The sequence below is a fragment of the Atlantibacter sp. RC6 genome, from assembly GCF_014193285.1.
Classification (GTDB): domain Bacteria; phylum Pseudomonadota; class Gammaproteobacteria; order Enterobacterales; family Enterobacteriaceae; genus Atlantibacter.
In genome coordinates, this window is the sequence record NZ_JACHZE010000003.1 from 219,470 (window position 1) to 238,209 (window position 18,740).

Here is an 18,740-nt window from a genome sequence, read left to right on the forward strand (position 1 = left end):
TTCTGGCGTAAATTTTGCCTGATCGTTCTATTGACTGAAGAACAGCGTCTGTCACATCAGGAGAGAGAAAAATGGAACAACGGGAAGCTGCCGCAACGGGCGAGCCCTGTATGCGTGTGGATGCCGTTGCTAAAGCAACGGGCCGCGCACGATATACTGACGATTATGTGATGGCGGGAATGTGTTACGCCAGATATGTTCGAAGCCCCATCGCTCATGGTTATGCCAGCAAAATTGACTGCACAGAGGCGAAAGCGCTCAATGGCGTACTCGCCGTGTTCACCTGGGAAGACGTACCGGAGATCCCCTTCGCGACAGCGGGCCACGCATGGACATTAGATGCGGGCAAGCGCGATATCGCTGACCGGCTGTTGTTAACCCGCCACGTCCGTCATTATGGCGATGGTGTTGCCATCGTCGTCGCCCGCGACGAACTCACCGCAGAAAAAGCGGCGTTATTAGTTAAGGTCGAATGGGAAGAATTACCGGTTATCACCACCCCTCACGCCGCGCTGGCCGAAGATGCCGTCGCGATCCACCCTTCCGGCAACACATTAAAGCACAGCGAAATCATGGCGGGCGATCCGGTTAAAGTTATCGCCGAAGCGGAGTATCAGGTTAGCGGCCATTACCAAACGCCGGTCATTCAACACTGCCATATGGAAAGCGTCACCAGCTTTGCGTGGATGGAAGAAGATGCGCGCATCACTATCGTTTCCAGTACCCAGATCCCGCACATTGTCCGCCGTGTTGTCGCGCAGGCGCTGGATATCGCCTGGTCGCGGATCAGAGTGATCAAACCCTACGTCGGCGGCGGCTTTGGCAACAAACAGGATGTGCTGGAGGAGCCGATGGCGGCGTTTCTGACATTAAAACTGGGCGGTATTCCAGTCAAAGTGATGCTCAGCCGCGAAGAGTGTTTTACCGCCACCCGCACTCGCCACGCCTTTACTATCAACGGGCAGCTCGGCATTTCCCGCGACGGTATCCTCAAAGGCTATATGCTGGACGTGCTGTCGAATACCGGCGCTTACGCGTCTCACGGTCACTCCATCGCCGCAGCCGGCGGCAACAAAATCCCCTATCTCTATCCGCGTATCGCCTTCGGCTATCGCGCCACTACCTGTTACACCAACCTGCCCTCTGCGGGGGCGATGCGCGGCTACGGCGCGCCGCAGGTGGTATTTGCGCTGGAGGCAATGCTGGATGATGCCGCCGCACAGCTGGGCATCGATCCGGTAGAGATCCGCCTGCGCAACGCGGCGCGCGAAGGGGATCTCAACCCGGTCAATCAAAAGGTAATCCACAGCGCCGGGCTGCCGGAATGCCTGATAAAAGGCCGCGAGATTTTCGAATGGGATCAACGTAAAGAGGCGTGCCTGGGCCAGCAGGGCAATCTGCGGCGCGGCGTGGGGGTGGCTTGCTTTAGCTATACCTCAAACACCTGGCCGGTAGGCGTGGAGATTTCCGGCGCGCGGCTGCTGCTTAACCAGGATGGCACCATTAACGTACAAAGCGGCGCGACGGAAATCGGTCAGGGCGCCGATACGGTGTTCTCGCAAATGGTGGCAGAAACCGTTGGCGTACTGGTCAGTTCGGTACGGGTAATCTCCACCCAGGATACCGACATCACGCCGTTCGACCCAGGCGCGTTTGCCTCGCGGCAAAGCTACGTGGCGGCCCCAGCTCTGCGTCAGGCGGCGTTACAGATGCGTGAAAAAATCCTTCAGCATGCCGCGCTGATGTTGCACCAGTCAGCGATGAATCTGACGCTCATTCGCGGTGACGTGGTGCTGACCGAGCGCCCGAACGCGCCGCTGTTGTCGGTTGCCGACATCGCCATGGATGCGTTTTATCACCCCGAGCGCGGTGGACAACTCTCCGCAGAGGCGTCGGTGAAAACCACCACCAACCCGCCCGCGTTTGGCTGCACCTTTGTCGATCTCACGGTGGATGTAGACCTGTGCAAAATCACCATTAACCGCATCCTCAACATGCACGACTCCGGGCACATCCTCAACCCGGTGCTGGCGGAAGGCCAGGTTCACGGCGGGATGGGAATGGGCATCGGCTGGTCGATTTTCGAAGAGATGATCATTGATGAAAAAACCGGCGTCGTGCGCAATCCCAATCTGCTGGATTACAAAATGCCCACCATGCTGGATCTCCCCGAACTGGAATGCGGGTTTGTGGATACCCATGAACCGCAATCGGCCTACGGGCATAAGTCTTTGGGAGAACCGCCGATTATCCCGGTCGCCGCAGCGATACGCAATGCGGTAAGGATGGCGACAGGCGTGGCGATTAATACCCTGCCGCTAACGCCGAAACGTCTGTTCAGTGAATTCCGCGAGGCGGGTCTGATTTAAGGATAACGCTATGTTTGATTTCGAAAGCTATCACCGCGCTACAGGGATTGCCGACGCGGCAGCGCTGCTGGCGCAGCATCCGCAGGCGCGGCTGCTGGCAGGCGGCACGGACGCGCTGATCCAGTTGCATCATCATAATGCCCGCTATCGCCACGTGGTGGATATTCACGGTCTGGCGGCGCTGCGCGGCATTGAAATAAATGACGAAGGCGGACTGCGCATCGGCTCTGGCACCACCTTTACCGAACTGATCGAAAGCCCGCTGGTCAGGCAACATCTTCCGGCGTTAAGCGCCGCCGCCGCGTCTATCGCCGGGCCGCAAATCCGCAACGTCGCCACCTACGGCGGCAATATTTGCAACGGAGCCACCAGCGCCGATTCCGCTACGCCGTCGCTGATTTACGATGCCACGCTGGAAATCGCCTCCGCTTCCGGCACCCGTTTCACCTCTGTCAACGGCTTCCATACCGGCCCCGGCAGCGTGGCGCTGGAAGCAGGCGAGATACTGGTGGCGTTTCACTTCCCGCCCCAGCCAACCTCCGGCGCAGGCAGCGCCCACTTTAAATACGCGATGCGTGACGCAATGGATATCGCCACCATTGGCAGCGCAGCGCGCTGCCTGATCAAAGAGGGCAAATTTGATGAATTGCGGCTGGCATTTGGCGTCGCCGCGCCCACGCCGATCCGCTGCCCCCATGCTGAGCAGGCGGCGCAGGGCGCGCCATTGACGCAACAAACCCTGGCCGCTATCAGCGAAGCCGTGTTGCAGGACGTCTCCCCGCGCTCCTCCTGGCGCGCAGCCAAAGAGTTCCGTTTACATCTGATCCAAACCATGACCCGAAAAGTCGTCTGCGAAGCCGTAGAAAACGCGGGAGGGAAACTGCTATGAAAAATGAAGCCTGGATAACCGTTAATTGCATGATTAACGGCGCGCCCTTCCGCTTTACCGCCTCGCCCGCGACACCGCTGGCAGAGCTGCTGCGCGGACAGGGGTTACTGAGCGTAAAACAGGGATGCAACGTCGGGGAGTGCGGTGCCTGCACCGTGCTGGTCGACGGCATCGCCATCGATAGCTGCCTGTATCTCGCGGCATGGGTGGAGGGAAAAGCGATCCGCACGGCCGAAGGCGAATCCATCGGGGGGCAGTTATCTGCCGTTCAGCATGCCTATACCCGTTCCGGCGCGGTGCAGTGCGGCTTCTGTACGCCTGGGCTGATAATGGCGACGACCGCATTACTGGCGAAACCGCACGCTAAGCCCTTTACGGTGCTGGAGATCCGCCAGGGCCTGGCGGGCAATCTTTGCCGCTGCACCGGCTATCAGATGATTGTGGATACCGTGCAAGCCTGCGATCGTCCGCAGGAGTAAACCGAGGCGGGCACACAAGGTGCCCGCTTTTCATCCTGCCTGCAGCTCATATTTTTTGATTTTGCGGTACAGCGTGGCAATGCCGATCCCCAACTCATCCGCCGCCTGTTTTTTATTGCTGTAGCGCGACAAGGCATCACGAATCATCTGTTTTTCCATCTCTTCCAGCGCCGTTCCGCCGGATTCATCCACGCGCGGGGCCATAGCGAAAACCGCATCCATATCGGTATCCGCCAGCTTCACGCCATTCGTCAGATTCGGTGGCAACAGCGACGCGTCGATCACCTCCCCTGACGGCACCACGTTGATCAAATATTCAATGAGGTTACTCAGTTCACGTAAATTGCCCGGCCAACGATAGCGTTTGAGGATCAGCATCACTTCCGGCGCCACGCCCGGGTAAACCAGGCCGATCCGCCGGGTATGGAGATGAAGGAAATAGTGGATCAACAGCTCCATATCATCCTGACGCTCGCGCAGCGGCGGCAAGCTGACCGGGATGACATTCAGGCGATAGTACAAATCTTCCCGGAATTTCCCGTCGGCAATAAATTGCTCCAGATTCTGGTTGGTGGCGGAAATAATGCGAATATCCACCTGCACCGGGTGGCTGGCGCCAATGGGCTGGATCTCGCGCGCTTCGATGGCGCGCAGCAATTTGGCCTGGAGGGTAAGCGGCATATCGCCGATCTCATCCAGAAACAGCGTGCCGTGGTTTGCCGCCTGGATAAGCCCGGTCTTGCCGTTGGCGGATGCGCCGGTAAATGCCCCTTTCACATAGCCGAACAGTTCGCTTTCCAGCAGTTGTTCCGGGATGGCCGCGCAATTAATCGCGATAAAGGGCTTATTTTTCCGATCGCTGAGCTGATGAATCGCCCGCGCCACCACTTCTTTGCCGGTTCCGCTTTCTCCGACAATCAAAATACTCGACGGGCTGGGCGCGATGCGGCTAATCAGGCGTTTTAGCTGGCGCATCGGGCGGCATTCCCCTACCAGATGCTCAATATGGGGTTCATCCTGGGCAATCGCCACGCCGGATGAGGTATGCGACTGATGAAACGCCATCAGGAACAGCTGATGGTCCTGCACATGGTGAAGCTGCCCGATTATCAGTTCGCTTTTGTCATCGAACGTGACGATGTGCTGCATATGCCCCTGGGTAAAATTGCTTTCAAAGGTCAGCGGACGGAAATTAACGGTCTGGCCAATCATATTCCCCTGGGTCACCCCAAGTATTTTCAGCGCCGTCAGGTTGGCAAACTGCACGCGACTATCCTCACCCACCACCAGCACCCCTTGATCCATATTTTCGATCATGGTGGAGAATATTTTACGAATACTGCCGCTGCCGTTCTGATCTTCCAGCAATTTAGAAACAAAGATTGTCGAAATATGGCGGACATAATCAGAGAACTCATGCAGGTTATCATTAATATGCTCCTGCTGCTCATGGGTCACGGCGATAAGGCTAATCACGCCGACGCAATTGTCCTGGAATATTACCGGCGTGCCGAGAAAAGCTTTCTCCTTGCAATTATCTTTACTGGTACATCCTTCACATAATGGATCGTAACGCGAATGGGTCACGACCTTTTCCTGTTTGGTTTCCAGCACGTAACGCAATAAGCGCGAATTGGTATTGAGTTTCTGACCAAGGAATTTGCCGTAAGATCCCGTGCCAGCCACCCGGCACAGGTTTTCATCAACAATCTCGACCTCAAGCTGCAACACGCTGGCGAGCATTCTGGCAAAGCGTTGAATTATCGGCTGAATCTGCATCAAAACGGATTGCGTATTGGCGGGTATCATAGCTTAACCTTCGAATATCACTTAATTGGTTGATATTTATAAAGTCGCTTAGAGAATAATCTGAACCCTATGATACTACCCTGTCTGCCTGTGATATTGATAAAAACACCTTTCCTTTATCATTCTCAGATGGAAATATGGAAGAAACATCACAATTCCATATCAATATGAGAATAAGCGCAGCTAATTTATCAAATTGACGGCGCTTCTGGTTTCACGCGCAAATAAGCCCTGTGTTATTCCCGCGCGACTCACAGCCGGTAAATAAAGCCAAACGATTACGTATTAAATACGGGTCAATAAATGGCATTAATTTGTGATTTATTTCTCATTATTGGTGGCATTAAGCGGTATTAAACGGGTCGGTAATGATTCTGGCACAGTTATTGTTAAGACACAGATATCGCTGTGAATCGCGTTTCTCAATGCCCGGCTCATTCCATGCCTGACACAGCTAAATGCCACCATGCCTGTCATTCCACTACCAGGATCTAAAAATGAAAACTGTTAATGAGTTGATAAAGGATATCAATGCGCTGAACTCTCACCTCCACGAGAAAGACTTTTTGTTGACGTGGGAGCAAACCACAGATGAATTGAAACAAGTGCTGGACGTCGCAGCCGCGCTGAAAACGCTGCGCGCAGAAAATATTGCCACCAAAGTTTTCAATAGCGGTCTTGGCATCTCTGTGTTCCGCGATAACTCTACGCGTACCCGCTTCTCCTATGCGTCGGCGCTCAATTTACTTGGCCTGGCGCAACAGGATCTCGACGAAGGGAAATCGCAGATCGCCCACGGCGAAACCGTGCGGGAAACCGCCAATATGATCTCGTTCTGCGCCGATGCCATCGGTATCCGCGACGATATGTATCTGGGTGCCGGCAACGCCTATATGCGCGAAGTGGGTGCCGCGCTGGATGACGGCTACAAACAGGGCGTACTGCCCCAGCGCCCCGCCCTGGTCAACCTGCAATGCGATATTGACCACCCCACACAGTCGATGGCGGATCTTGCCTGGCTGCGCGAGCATTTTGGTTCACTGGAAAACCTCAAGGGCAAAAAAATCGCCATGACCTGGGCCTACTCACCCAGCTACGGCAAACCGCTGTCCGTGCCGCAAGGGATCATCGGCCTGATGACCCGTTTCGGTATGGAGGTGACGCTGGCGCACCCGGAAGGCTACGACCTGATCCCGGATGTGATTGAAGTGGCGAAAAACAACGCCAAATCCTCCGGCGGCAGCTTCCGCCAGGTGACCAGCATGGAAGAAGCGTTCAAAGACGCCGACATCGTCTACCCGAAATCCTGGGCGCCGTACAAAGTGATGGAACAGCGCACCGACCTGCTGCGCGCCAACGATCACGATGGTCTGAAAGCGCTGGAAAAAGCCTGCCTGGCGCAGAATGCCAACCACAAAGACTGGCACTGCACCGAAGAGATGATGAAGCTCACCAAAAAAGGCGAAGCGCTGTATATGCACTGCCTGCCTGCGGATATCAGCGGCGTCTCCTGTAAAGAGGGCGAAGTTACCGAAGGCGTATTCGAAAAATACCGTATCGCCACCTACAAAGAAGCCAGCTGGAAGCCGTACATCATCGCCGCCATGATCCTCGCGCGTAAATATGCCAAACCCGGCGTTCTGCTGGAACAACTGCTGCAGGAAGCGCAAAAACGGATCAAATAATCCACTCCGCCGGCCTGCGGGCCGGCCTCTCTGCTCCCCATGATGTTACGAAGGATAAGGATGGGATATGTCAGTTTTCGCATTGAAAATGGATATCGCCGATAACCGATTTTTTAACGGTGAAACCTCGCCGCTGTTCTCACAAAAACAGGCGCAGCAGGCCCGCCAGTTTCACCAGAAAATCGCGGGATATCAGCCAACGCCGCTGTACGCGCTGGATGAGCTCGCCGGGCTGTTCGGCGTAAAAAAAATCCTCGTTAAAGATGAGTCCCAGCGCTTCGGGCTCAACGCATTCAAGATGCTGGGCGGCGCGTACGCCATCGCCCAGTTGCTGTGCGAGAAGTACCACATCAACATCGCTGATTTCTCGTTCGAGAAAATCAAAACCACCATCAGCGAAAAAATGACCTTCGCCACCACCACCGACGGCAACCACGGCCGCGGCGTGGCGTGGGCGGCGAAGCAGCTCGGCCAGAACGCCGTGGTGTATATGCCGAAAGGGTCGGCCCAGGAGCGCGTGGACGCCATCCTCAAACTCGGCGCGGAGTGCATCGTCACCGACATGAACTATGACGACACCGTGCGCCTGACCATGAAAAACGCCCAGCAAAACGGCTGGGAAGTGGTGCAGGACACCGCGTGGGAAGGCTACACCACGATCCCAACCTGGATCATGCAGGGCTACGCCACCCTGGCGGACGAAGCCGTCGAACAGATGAACGCGATGGGCGTTAAGCCCACCCACGTCCTGTTACAGGCGGGCGTTGGCGCGATGGCGGGCGGCGTACTCGGCTATCTGGTCGATGTCTACGGGCCGCGCAACCTGCACTCGGTGATTGTCGAACCGGAACTGGCCGACTGCGTTTACCGCTCCGGCGTGAAGGGGGAAATCGTCAACGTTGGCGGCGATATGGCCACCATCATGGCCGGTCTGGCCTGTGGTGAGCCCAACCCGCTGGGGTGGGAGATTTTACGCAATTGCGCCACCCAGTTTATTTCCTGCCAGGACGCCGTCGCCGCGCTGGGGATGCGGGTGTTAGGCAACCCGCTCGGCAACGATCATCGCGTGGTGTCGGGCGAATCCGGCGCGGTCGGCCTCGGGGTGTTGGCCGCCGTCCATCACCATCCACAGCGTGACGCCTTAATGAAAAAACTGGGGCTGGATAAAGATTCCGTGGTGCTGGCGATCAGTACCGAAGGCGATACCGACGTGAAGCACTACCGCGAAGTGGTCTGGGAAGGCAAACACGGCATTCCGGATTAACAGCGCACATCTTCACACTGACGAATTGACGCTCCCTGTCGGACGGGGAGCCTAAGACTGGAGAATCACAGATGGCTAAGCATATTCCGTTCGCGCTCATTCTGGAAAAAGCGAACCACTACAAAGATGATATGACCCGTTTTCTACGCGACATGATCGCTATTCCCAGCGAGAGCTGCGACGAGAAGCGCGTTATTCACCGCATCAAACAGGAAATGGAAAAAGTCGGTTTTGATAAGGTGGAAATCGACCCGATGGGCAATATTCTCGGCTATGTCGGCCATGGCCCACGCCTGGTCGCCATGGATGCGCACATCGACACCGTTGGCATTGGCAACATCAAAAACTGGAACTTCGACCCGTACACCGGCATGGAAACCGATGAACTGATCGGCGGGCGCGGCGCGTCCGACCAGGAAGGCGGCATGGCGTCGATGGTTTATGCCGGTAAGATCATCAAAGACCTGGGCCTTGAAGACGAATACACGCTGCTGGTCACCGGCACCGTGCAGGAAGAGGACTGCGACGGCCTGTGCTGGCAATACATCATTGAACAGTCCGGCATCCGTCCGGAGTTTGTGGTCAGCACCGAACCCACCGACTGCCAGATTTATCGCGGCCAGCGCGGGCGTATGGAAATTCGCATCGACGTACAGGGCGTGAGCTGCCACGGCTCCGCGCCGGAGCGCGGCGACAACGCGATTTTCAAAATGGGCCCAATTCTCAACGAACTTCAGGGGCTGTCCCAGCGTTTAGGCCATGACGACTTCCTCGGCAAAGGCACGCTGACCGTGTCGGAAATCTTCTTCACTTCCCCAAGCCGCTGCGCCGTGGCCGACAGTTGCGCGGTCTCCATTGACCGTCGTCTCACCTGGGGCGAAACCTGGGAAGGCGCGCTGGATGAAATTCGCGCCCTGCCGGCGGTACAGCAGGCCAATGCGGTGGTCTCGATGTACAACTACGACCGCCCGTCATGGACCGGCCTGGTTTACCCCACCGAGTGCTACTTCCCGACCTGGAAAGTGGAAGAAGATCACTTCACGGTACGCGCGCTGGCGGCGGCCTATGAAGGCCTGTTCCACCAGCAGCCGGTGGTCGATAAGTGGACATTCTCCACTAACGGCGTTTCGATTATGGGCCGTCACGGCATTCCAGTGGTCGGATTCGGTCCGGGTAAAGAGCCGGAAGCCCACGCGCCGAACGAGAAAACCTGGAAAGCGCACCTGGTGACCTGCGCCGCCATGTATGCCGCCATCCCGCTGGCCTGGCTTGCCACTGAAAAACAATAATCATCGTGCTATCCCTCCGGCTGCACAGCCGGAGGGATTCTGGAGTCACTATGCGTGTACTGATTAAAAACGGCATCGTCGTCAACGCCGACGGCCAGGCCCGCCAGGATGTGCTGATCGAAAGCGGCCATGTCCGCCAGGTCGCCCCTGGCATCAACCCCGAACTGCCCTGTGAAGTGATCGACGCCGAAGGGTGTTACGTGATGCCCGGCGGCATCGACGTGCATACCCATTTCAACATCGATGTCGGCATCGCCCGGAGCTGTGATGATTTTTTTACCGGTACCCGCGCCGCCGCGTGTGGCGGTACAACAACCATTATTGACCATATGGGATTTGGGCCTGCGGGCTGCAAACTGCGCCACCAGTTAGAGGTTTACCACGGCTACGCCGCCCATAAAGCGGTGATCGATTACAGCTTCCATGGCGTGATCCAGCATATCAACCACGCCATTCTCGACGAGATCCCGATGATGGTGGAGGAAGGGATCAGCAGCTTTAAGCTCTACCTGACCTATCAGTTCAAACTCAACGACGACGAGGTGTTGCAGGCGCTGCGGCGGCTGAACGACGCCGGCGCGTTGACCACGGTTCACCCGGAAAACGACGCGGCAATCGCCCGTAAGCGCGCCGAATTCATCGCCTGCGGTAAAACCGCGCCGATGTACCACGCCTTAAGCCGTCCGCTGGAGTGCGAAGCCGAAGCCATCGCCCGGATGATCAACCTGGCGCATCTGTCAGGCGATGCGCCGCTGTACATCGTGCATCTCTCTAATGGCCTCGGGCTGGATTACTTACGGCTGGCGCGGGCGCAGCATCAGCCGGTATGGGTGGAAACCTGCCCGCAGTATCTGCTGCTGGATGAACGCAGCTACCAGGCGGAAGACGCGCTGAAGTTTATTCTCAGCCCGCCGCTGCGCAACGTGCGCGAGCAGGACAAACTGTGGTGCGGCATCGCCGACGGCGCGGTGGACGTGGTGGCGACCGACCACTGCGCGTTTTCTATGGAACAGCGCCTGCGTCTGTCCGGCGGCGATTTCAGCCGCTGCCCGAACGGCCTGCCGGGCGTGGAAAACCGCTTATTACTGCTGTTCTCCCACGGGGTGATGAGCGGGCGTATTTCTCCCGAGCGCTTTGTCGCCCTGACCAGCGCCACCCCGGCCAAGCTGTTCGGTCTGTGGCCGCATAAAGGCCAGATTGCCCCCGGCGCGGACGGCGATATCGTGATTATCGATCCGCGCCGCACCACGACCATTCGCCATGAAAACCTGCACGACAACGCCGACTACTCCCCCTGGGAAGGCAGGGTGTGCCAAGGCGCGATCCGCCAGACCCTGTCGCGCGGCAATAGCGTTTTCCGTGACGGCAAATTTACCGGTAGCCCCGGACAAGGGCGCTACCTGCGACGTAAACCGTTTAAACACCCCGTCCCCTAACCGGCAAAGTGGCGTAAACGGATGACCCCGAAACCCTACGAAGTGAGGAAAGGATGAGTAAGAAAATAGTTCTCGCCCTGGGCGGGAATGCCCTTGGCGACGATCTGGCCGGGCAGATGGCAGCGGTAAAAACCACCTCCCGGGCGATAGTCGATTTAATCGCCCAGGGCCATCAGGTGGTGGTGACGCACGGCAACGGTCCCCAGGTGGGCATGATCAATCTGGCGTTTGAGGCCGCAGCCAAAACCGAGGCGCATACCCCAATGCTGCCGATGTCGGTCTGCGTGGCGCTCAGCCAGGGCTACATCGGCTACGATCTGCAAAACGCGCTGCGTGAAGAGCTGCTCTCGCGCCAGATGCAGAAACCGGTCGCCACGCTAATCACTCAGGTCGAAGTAGACGCCAACGATCCGGCATTTCTTAATCCCACCAAGCCTATCGGCTCCTTCTTTAGCGAGCAGGAAGCCGCGCGTTTAACCCAGCAGGGCTACACCATGAAAGAAGATGCCGGGCGCGGCTACCGGCGCGTGGTGGCCTCGCCGAAACCGGTGGATATCATCGAGAAAGAGACCGTTAAAGCGATGATGGAAGCAGGCCACGTGGTGATCACCGCAGGCGGCGGCGGTATTCCGGTGATCCGCGAAGGCAACCACCTGCGCGGGGCCAGCGCGGTGATCGACAAAGACTGGGCCAGCGCCCGGCTGGCGGAGATGATCGACGCCGATATGCTGATCATCCTCACCGCAGTAGAAAAAGTGGCGATCAACTTTGGCAAGCCCAGTGAGCAGTGGCTGGATCGCCTGTCGCTGAACGACGCCCAGCGCTTTATCGATGAAGGGCATTTCGCTAAAGGTTCGATGCTGCCGAAAGTGGAGGCCGCCGCTGCATTTGCCCGTTCTCGTCCGGGCCGTGAGGCGCTGATCACCGTATTGAGCAAAGCTAAAGAAGGAATTGAAGGCAAAACCGGCACCATTATCAGCCAGTGACGCGCGAGGTTGTTGGCGTGCGAGGATATTACGGGGCGTTAAACGCCCCGTTTCATTGTTATGCCACCGTCAGGACTTCTTTGGTGGATTTCACACCCTGATGCATTAAAGTCATTACCGCTTCCAGTACCCCGCCGCCAATGGCGCGGGCCTTATCGGACACGCTGGTGTAATCCGCCGCCGCGCCGCGCGGATCGATATCGCCGATTTTAAACCCGCCGCTCACCGCCAGGCCGTCGTAAAGTAAACCGCGCACCATCCCCGCCAGCGGCGCTTCGATGGGCGTATCGCCAATATGGGCAATCACATCGCCTTCGTTAACGATATCGCCCAATTTGACAGACGCGCGCATGATCCCGGCGACCGGCGCGCGGATCACCCGGCGCGAGGTGTGGCCCATAATATTGCCCGGTATGCCGGTATTTTCCTGCGCTGTCCCGTTATAAATCACCTGCCCCAGCCAGTGTCCGCGATTGGTTTCGATCACCGCATGGCAGTCTTTTCCGGCAGTAAAACCCGGCCCCAGCGCCAGGGTTATCGGCGCCATGCCGCAATGGGTGCCGGTATTTTCTTTGGCGAGGATGGCATCCACCAGGCAACCTGGCTCCAGCACGTTCAACGAGGTGCAATTCGGGTCAATCAGCACCGGCACTACGCCGCTGTCCGCCAGGGCAATGGCCTCTCTGGCGGAAGTGGCGCGTTTCGCCGTCACCCCTTCCACCACCATTTCGCCATCGAACACCGCCTGGGCAAACGCCACGGTACGGCGGATCACCGTGGGTTTATCCACCTCCAGCATGATCACTTTAAATCCGGCATGGAACAGGCGCAGCGCCACGCCGGTCGCGATATCCCCTGCCCCGCGGATCGCCACCCGCTGATGATGGGACGGATGCGCCGCCTGGCTCATCAATCCGCCCGCCGCGTGGTTTTTAATCTGCAAAATTTCCGCTAGCACGCTGATGGCGATTTCCTGCGGGGTTTCCGCGCCGATGTTATAGCCGACGGGCGCATGGAACTGAGCCAGCTGTTCTTCACTTAACCCGCTTTCACGCATCTGACGGATAAACACCTGGGCTTTGCGGCGGCTGGCCAGCAATCCAAGCCAGGCAACGGGCTGGGTAATCAGTTTATCCAGCGCTTCACGATCCTGGTTATTGGTGGCGATCAGCACAAAATTATCGGGCTTGATATCGAGGGCATCCACGGCAGCGGAAAACGACGCGGCGTGGAGCAGTTGCGTTGCGGGTGGGAAGAAATCGGGGTTAAGGCTTTCCGGGTAAATATCCGCCACTGAAATCTCGAACCCGAGCGGCTGCGCCGCCAGGGCAATCGCCCGGTTAACGTGGCCTGCGCCAATCAACACCAGCCGGGGCCGCAGCCCGTGAACGCTAATGTACACCGACATCGCGCCGCCGCAGTCGGAGCCGACGGCATCGTCGCCGTTGCGCGCCATACGTCCGTGGAACAACCGGGGTTTACGTTCGCGCATCGCCTCCAGGGCTTCGTCAATGACCCGACGCTCCACCATGCCGCCGCCAATGGTGCCGACGATGGAGCCATCCTGATGAACGATCATTTGCGCCGAATGACGCGGCGTGGAGCCACGGCTATCGATAATTTGCGCCATGGCGAACGGGCAGTTTGTTTCTTCGAGTTTTGCAGCTTCAGTGAAAATATTCATTGTTACCTCAACAGAAATATCCATTCGGTGCCCCGCAAAACCTGGGCTGCTATCTCACCACTCTGCGCGTGATGGGCGGCGTTTCCTGAACCGCCCCTTGCCAGATGACGTCCACGTCGTTCGCCTCCAGCATCTCTTTCAGGGTGTGCTGATTCTCAAAGTGAGAAACGCGGTTGATAAACCAGATCCGGCGACAGCCCGGCGGAGCCCCTTTAAACAGCCCCTGCGGATGCTGAACCAGCCGCCGCATAGCCGGTAAATCCAGCCGGTCTCCGGCGTTCAGCCCGGTTATTGCCGCAAAATGCGCCCAACGATGAACGTTATCCGGCCCAACCGGCTTACCTGACAGGCCGCCGCCGGTTACCCCTATCACGCAACGGCTGGATTGAGGTATGCAAGGTTCATGCTCAGCGGGCGCTTTTAATGCAAAACCGCGAGCGCCGTCAGCTTCTATCAAAATGACATCCAGATCTTGTTGCGCAATCAGGCGGTCTATGAGTTCCGGGGAAAATCCGCGCACTTTGCCACGCGCGGCACTCCAGCCCGAGAAACAGGCCATCAGCGGCGACTGGAAAAAATCAGCAGGAAGTTGCGCAGGATCGCGGCAAAGAGTTACCGGGCAGGCGGGATCGGGCATATACATCTGGGTGGTGGTGGTAATGAGCACGCGCCTGCCGGAATCACAAAATAATCCGGCTAACCAAAACAGCGTACTGGTTTTCCCCCCTGCGCCGACCAGACTTATTATTACGGGTTTGGCAAGCGCGTTCACATCACATAACAACAGATCGCGATCCGGTATATTTTGCGTTATTGTCATCAGGCTCCGGGATCGAAAAATAAAGTGGAAAATATTGACTGCATAATTACCGCAGCGGGTCTTTCTTCCCGAATGGGGCAATGGAAAATGATACTACCCTGGCAGGGTGGCACAATGCTTGACGCAAGTATCAAAAACGCGCTTCAATTTTGCACGCGCATTATTCTGGTTACCGGATTTCGCCACGAAGAACTTGCGCAACGATATATCCATGATCCGCAACTACTGATTGTTTATAACCCTGATTATCAATCCGGCCTGCTCTCTTCCGTGCAAGCCGGCGCGGCGCAGGTGATCACAGAATATTGCTATCTCACCCACGGCGATTTGCCCTGCCTGCAACACTCTATATTCAATAATCTCTGGCACTTACGCGGGGATTACGCGCTAATGCCGCAGTATCGCGGTAAACCTGGCCACCCCGTTTTATTGCCGCGTGAGCGATTATTGCAGGCGACGCGCTTATCGAATGTCCGTTCGATGCGTGAGGCGTTAATGGCGGGGGAATATCGTTTTTGTGAAATGAATCATCCGGAAATAATTTTTGATGTTGATACGCCTGAAGATTTCCTGGCGTTGCAAAATCGACATCATAAAAAATTAAACGCCAGCAGCAGGGACTGATGATAATTATTATTCTTCCCGCGCTGCGCTTATCATTATGATAACGACGCGTTAGTTTTGAGAAAAAGCATTCTCCCGATGACACAGCGTGTGGCGTATATAAACAGAGTGATTTTAATTCTCATTTGTGAGCTGTGAGATATTTCACAAACCCAGGCCAACTTTCGAGGCTTCTCACAAATCTGTTTATTACCCGCGCCCTGGATAAATAGCTGGTGCGATTGTTGCTCCTTTAACGTAATCCACCGGACGTTAAATCACTGCCGGTAATTCCGATTAAAAATGTTACGTTAAGGAGAGGGCTATGGGGGATATCATGCGTCCCGTCCCGTTTGAGGAACTTTTGACGCGCCTGTTCGATGAATACCACCAGCACCACACGATTTTTGGTATTCCTGAACAACAGTTTTATCAGACCGGGCAACACCAGCCGATTTCCGTGTTCGGCGAAACCTGCGCCACGCCCGTTGGCCCCGCTGCCGGACCGCACACCCAGCTGACCCAGAATATCGTCACTTCCTGGCTGACAGGAGGCCGTTTTATCGAACTGAAAACGGTGCAAATCCTCGATCGGCTGGAGCTGGAAAAACCCTGTATCGATGCGGAAGACGAATGCTTTAACACCGAATGGTCCACCGAATTCACCCTGCTGAAAGCCTGGGATGAGTACCTGAAAGCCTGGTTTATTCTGCATCTGCTGGATGAAATGCTCACCGCGCGCGGCCCCGACGACGCCAAATCCTTTATCTTCAACATGAGCGTCGGCTACAACCTGGACGGTATCAAACAGCCGCCGATGCAGCAGTTTATCGACAATATGATGAACGCGGCGGATCACCCGAAATTTACCGAGTATCGCCAGACTCTGAAACGCTGGATGAATAATCCGGCCTTTACCGCCCGGCTGCCGGAAGCAAAACGCGAACAGCTCGCCAGCCTGGATGCGCGTATCCCGTCAACGCTGGTTCATGGCGTCACGCTCTCCACCATGCACGGTTGCCCGCCCAATGAAATTGAAGCCATTTGCCGCTATATGCTGGAAGAAAAAGGGCTGAATACCTTCGTTAAACTGAACCCGACGCTGCTGGGCTATCCGCGGGTGCGTGAAATTCTCGACAACTGCGGCTTTGACTATATCGGCCTGAAGGAAGAATCCTTCGACCACGATTTAAAACTCGACCAGGCGCTGGCGATGCTGCAACGGCTGATGACGCTGGCAAAAGAGAAAAACCTCGGTTTCGGGGTAAAACTCACCAACACCCTCGGCACCATCAACAATAAAGGCGCATTACCGGGCGAAGAGATGTATATGTCCGGCCGCGCCCTGTTCCCATTGTCTATCAACGTAGCAGCGGTACTCTCCCGGGCCTTTAACGGCCAGTTGCCTATTTCTTATTCCGGCGGCGCCAGCCAGCTGACCATTCGCGATATTTTTGAAACGGGGATTCGCCCTATCACCATGGCGACCGATTTGCTGAAGCCTGGCGGCTACCTACGCCTGTGCGAATGCCTGCGCGAACTCGAAAAATCCGACGCCTGGGATATGCAGCAGGTCGACGTGGCGCGTCTCGATGAGCTCGCCGAACGCGCGATCAGCATGGAGTACACGCAAAAACACTGGAAGCCGGAAGAGCGCATCGAAGTGGCCGACGGGCTGCCGCTCACCGACTGCTATGTCGCGCCCTGCGTCACCGCCTGCGCCATTAAGCAGGATATTCCTGAGTACATCCGCCTGATGGGTGAGCAGCGCTACGCCGACGCGCTGGAACTGATCTATCAGCGCAACGCCCTGCCCGCGATCACGGGCCATATCTGCGATCACCAGTGCCAGTACAACTGCACCCGTCTCGACTATGACAGCGCGCTGAACATTCGCGAGCTGAAAAAAATCGCGCTGGAGAAAGGTTGGGAAACCTACCAGCAACGCTGGCATAAACCGGCGGGCTCCGGTTCACGCCATCCGGTGGCGGTAATTGGCGCAGGCCCGGCGGGTCTGGCGGCGGGTTATTTTCTGGCGCGCGCCGGGCACCCGGTGACGCTGTTCGAGCGTGAGAAAAACGCTGGCGGCGTGGTGCGAAATATCATTCCGCAATTCCGTATTCCGGGCGAATTAATCCAGCACGATATCGATTTTGTTACCGCCCACGGCGTGAAAATCGAATACGGCTGCGACCCGCATCTGACGGTGGATAAACTGCAACAGCAGGGCTTCCACTATGTGCTGATCGCCACCGGCACCGAGAAAAACAGCGGCGTCCAACTGCGCGGCGATAACCGCAATGTCTGGAAATCGTTACCGTTCCTGCGTGAATACAACCTCGGCGCAAGCCTCCAACTCGGCAAGCATGTGGTGGTGGTCGGCGCAGGCAACACCGCCATGGACTGCGCGCGCACCGCGCTGCGTGTGCCGGGCGTGGAAAAAGTCACTGTGGTGTACCGCCGTTCATTGCAGGAAATGCCCGCGTGGCGCGAAGAGTACGAAGAAGCGCTGCATGACGGCGTGCAGTTCCAGTTCCTCAGCAATCCGGAACAATTCGATGCCGACGGAACCCTGACGGTGCGCGTGATGAAACTGGGCGAGCCCGATGCCAAAGGCCGCCGCCGTCCGGTAGAAACCGATGAAGTTCGCACCATGCAGGTGGACTGCCTGATCACCGCCATCGGCGAGCAGCAGGATAGCGATGCCCTGCGCGCCATGGGCGTCCCGCTGGATGACAATGGCTGGCCGGTGGTTAACCACTTCGGCGAAACCCGCCGCCCGGACGTCTTCCTGATTGGCGACGTGCAGCGCGGCCCGTCGTCCATTGTTTCCGCCATCGGCAACGCCCGTCGCGCCAGCGATGTGATCCTGACTCGGGAAAATATCCGCTCCCATCAGGGCGATAAGCGCTGGAATAACGTCAACCCGACGGAGGTTTACCGTCGTAAGGGCGCCATCTCGGTCGCGCAGGTGGATAAAGACGATCGCGACGCCTTTGTGGCCCAGGAGGCCGAGCGCTGCCTGGAGTGTAACTACATCTGTAGCAAGTGCGTGGACGTCTGCCCGAACCGCGCCAACGTCTCCATCGCCGTTCCCGGCTTCCAGAATCGCTATCAGACGCTGCATCTCGACGCTTACTGCAACGAATGCGGCAACTGCGCCCAGTTCTGTCCGTGGCAGGGCAAACCGTACCAGGACAAAGTCACGGTCTTCAGCCTGCCGGAAGATTTCCGCAATAGCGGTAACCCGGGCTTCCTGGTGGATGACAACCGGGTGCATATCCGTCAGGGCGATCAGACCTGGGAGTTGACCATCGGCAGCGACGGCCAGTTCCGGGATGTGCCCGCCGGGCTGGATGACATGTGCCGCATCATCAGCCATGTGCACCAGCACCATCACTATCTGTTAGGCCGGGTGGAGGCGTAA

General features: G+C 57.1%; 13 protein-coding genes. 10 read left to right on the top strand and 3 right to left on the bottom strand.

Annotation, left to right across the window (positions count from 1 at the left end):
- Positions 1-71 precede the first annotated feature (71 nt).
- The 3 genes from xdhA to xdhC are packed head-to-tail and all read left to right on the top strand — an operon-like array spanning position 72 to position 3,737.
- A complete protein-coding gene (gene xdhA, locus FHW74_RS09080; RefSeq protein WP_183170120.1) occupies positions 72-2,369 on the top strand; it encodes a xanthine dehydrogenase molybdenum-binding subunit XdhA in 2,298 nt (765 codons plus the stop codon).
- A gap of 10 nt (positions 2,370-2,379) precedes the next feature.
- The gene (gene xdhB, locus FHW74_RS09085) at positions 2,380-3,258 is read left to right on the top strand and encodes a xanthine dehydrogenase FAD-binding subunit XdhB (RefSeq protein WP_183170121.1); all 879 of its coding nucleotides are present in this window, start codon (positions 2,380-2,382) and stop codon (positions 3,256-3,258) included.
- On the top strand, positions 3,255-3,737 hold the full coding sequence (gene xdhC / locus FHW74_RS09090) for a xanthine dehydrogenase iron sulfur-binding subunit XdhC (RefSeq protein WP_183170122.1): 483 nt from the start codon (positions 3,255-3,257) through the stop codon (positions 3,735-3,737). The genes xdhB and xdhC overlap by 4 nt, the downstream gene beginning before the upstream one ends.
- Before the next feature lie 30 nt (positions 3,738-3,767).
- On the opposite strand, the gene FHW74_RS09095 is transcribed toward xdhC, so the two are convergent.
- Positions 3,768-5,546 carry a sigma-54-dependent Fis family transcriptional regulator gene (locus FHW74_RS09095; RefSeq protein ID WP_183170123.1) on the bottom strand — a complete coding sequence of 593 codons (1,779 nt, stop codon included), beginning with the start codon at positions 5,544-5,546 and terminating at the stop codon, positions 3,768-3,770.
- Positions 5,547-6,043: 497 nt separating this feature from the next.
- Between FHW74_RS09095 and ygeW the strand changes: the two genes are divergently transcribed.
- From ygeW to arcC, 5 genes are all read left to right on the top strand, one after another.
- Positions 6,044-7,231 (top strand): knotted carbamoyltransferase YgeW, encoded by a 1,188-nt coding sequence (gene ygeW, locus FHW74_RS09100; protein ID WP_183170124.1) that lies wholly within the window; start codon positions 6,044-6,046, stop codon positions 7,229-7,231.
- Positions 7,232-7,298: 67 nt separating this feature from the next.
- A complete protein-coding gene (gene dpaL / locus FHW74_RS09105; RefSeq protein ID WP_183170125.1) occupies positions 7,299-8,495 on the top strand; it encodes a diaminopropionate ammonia-lyase in 1,197 nt (398 codons plus the stop codon).
- Between the two features lie 71 nt (positions 8,496-8,566).
- A complete protein-coding gene (locus FHW74_RS09110; protein ID WP_183170126.1) occupies positions 8,567-9,784 on the top strand; it encodes a YgeY family selenium metabolism-linked hydrolase in 1,218 nt (405 codons plus the stop codon).
- Between the two features lie 50 nt (positions 9,785-9,834).
- A complete protein-coding gene (hydA, locus tag FHW74_RS09115; protein WP_183170127.1) occupies positions 9,835-11,220 on the top strand; it encodes a dihydropyrimidinase in 1,386 nt (461 codons plus the stop codon).
- A gap of 53 nt (positions 11,221-11,273) precedes the next feature.
- Entirely contained in the window at positions 11,274-12,206 is a 933-nt protein-coding gene (gene arcC / locus FHW74_RS09120; RefSeq protein WP_183170128.1) for a carbamate kinase, read from the top strand.
- A gap of 58 nt (positions 12,207-12,264) precedes the next feature.
- On the opposite strand, the gene yqeB is transcribed toward arcC, so the two are convergent.
- Both yqeB and yqeC read right to left on the bottom strand, forming a co-directional pair.
- Positions 12,265-13,890: a selenium-dependent molybdenum cofactor biosynthesis protein YqeB gene (gene yqeB / locus FHW74_RS09125; RefSeq protein ID WP_183170129.1), complete on the bottom strand. Its 1,626-nt coding sequence runs from the start codon at positions 13,888-13,890 to the stop codon at positions 12,265-12,267.
- A gap of 49 nt (positions 13,891-13,939) precedes the next feature.
- On the bottom strand, positions 13,940-14,710 hold the full coding sequence (yqeC, locus tag FHW74_RS09130; protein ID WP_183170130.1) for a selenium cofactor biosynthesis protein YqeC: 771 nt from the start codon (positions 14,708-14,710) through the stop codon (positions 13,940-13,942).
- 24 nt (positions 14,711-14,734) lie between these two features.
- Here yqeC and FHW74_RS09135 point away from each other — a divergent pair, with 24 nt between their 5' ends.
- Positions 14,735-15,334, top strand: a complete 600-nt coding sequence (locus tag FHW74_RS09135; RefSeq protein WP_183170131.1) for an NTP transferase domain-containing protein — start codon at positions 14,735-14,737, stop codon at positions 15,332-15,334.
- 304 nt (positions 15,335-15,638) lie between these two features.
- Complete coding sequence (gene ygfK, locus FHW74_RS09140) at positions 15,639-18,740, top strand: putative selenate reductase subunit YgfK (protein ID WP_183170132.1); 3,102 nt, start codon at positions 15,639-15,641, stop codon at positions 18,738-18,740.

Excerpts from the sequence above, each read along its gene's own strand:
- yqeC (WP_183170130.1), bottom strand. The coding sequence starts at position 14,710 with ATGACAATAACGCAAAATATACCGGATCGCGATCTGTTGTTATGTGAT.
- FHW74_RS09095 (WP_183170123.1), bottom strand. The coding sequence starts at position 5,546 with ATGATACCCGCCAATACGCAATCCGTTTTGATGCAGATTCAGCCGATA.
- ygfK (WP_183170132.1), top strand. The coding sequence starts at position 15,639 with ATGGGGGATATCATGCGTCCCGTCCCGTTTGAGGAACTTTTGACGCGC.
- arcC (WP_183170128.1), top strand. The coding sequence starts at position 11,274 with ATGAGTAAGAAAATAGTTCTCGCCCTGGGCGGGAATGCCCTTGGCGAC.
- hydA (WP_183170127.1), top strand. The coding sequence starts at position 9,835 with ATGCGTGTACTGATTAAAAACGGCATCGTCGTCAACGCCGACGGCCAG.
- yqeB (WP_183170129.1), bottom strand. The coding sequence starts at position 13,890 with ATGAATATTTTCACTGAAGCTGCAAAACTCGAAGAAACAAACTGCCCG.
- xdhB (WP_183170121.1), top strand. The coding sequence starts at position 2,380 with ATGTTTGATTTCGAAAGCTATCACCGCGCTACAGGGATTGCCGACGCG.
- xdhA (WP_183170120.1), top strand. The coding sequence starts at position 72 with ATGGAACAACGGGAAGCTGCCGCAACGGGCGAGCCCTGTATGCGTGTG.
- FHW74_RS09110 (WP_183170126.1), top strand. The coding sequence starts at position 8,567 with ATGGCTAAGCATATTCCGTTCGCGCTCATTCTGGAAAAAGCGAACCAC.
- xdhC (WP_183170122.1), top strand. The coding sequence starts at position 3,255 with ATGAAAAATGAAGCCTGGATAACCGTTAATTGCATGATTAACGGCGCG.
- dpaL (WP_183170125.1), top strand. The coding sequence starts at position 7,299 with ATGTCAGTTTTCGCATTGAAAATGGATATCGCCGATAACCGATTTTTT.
- ygeW (WP_183170124.1), top strand. The coding sequence starts at position 6,044 with ATGAAAACTGTTAATGAGTTGATAAAGGATATCAATGCGCTGAACTCT.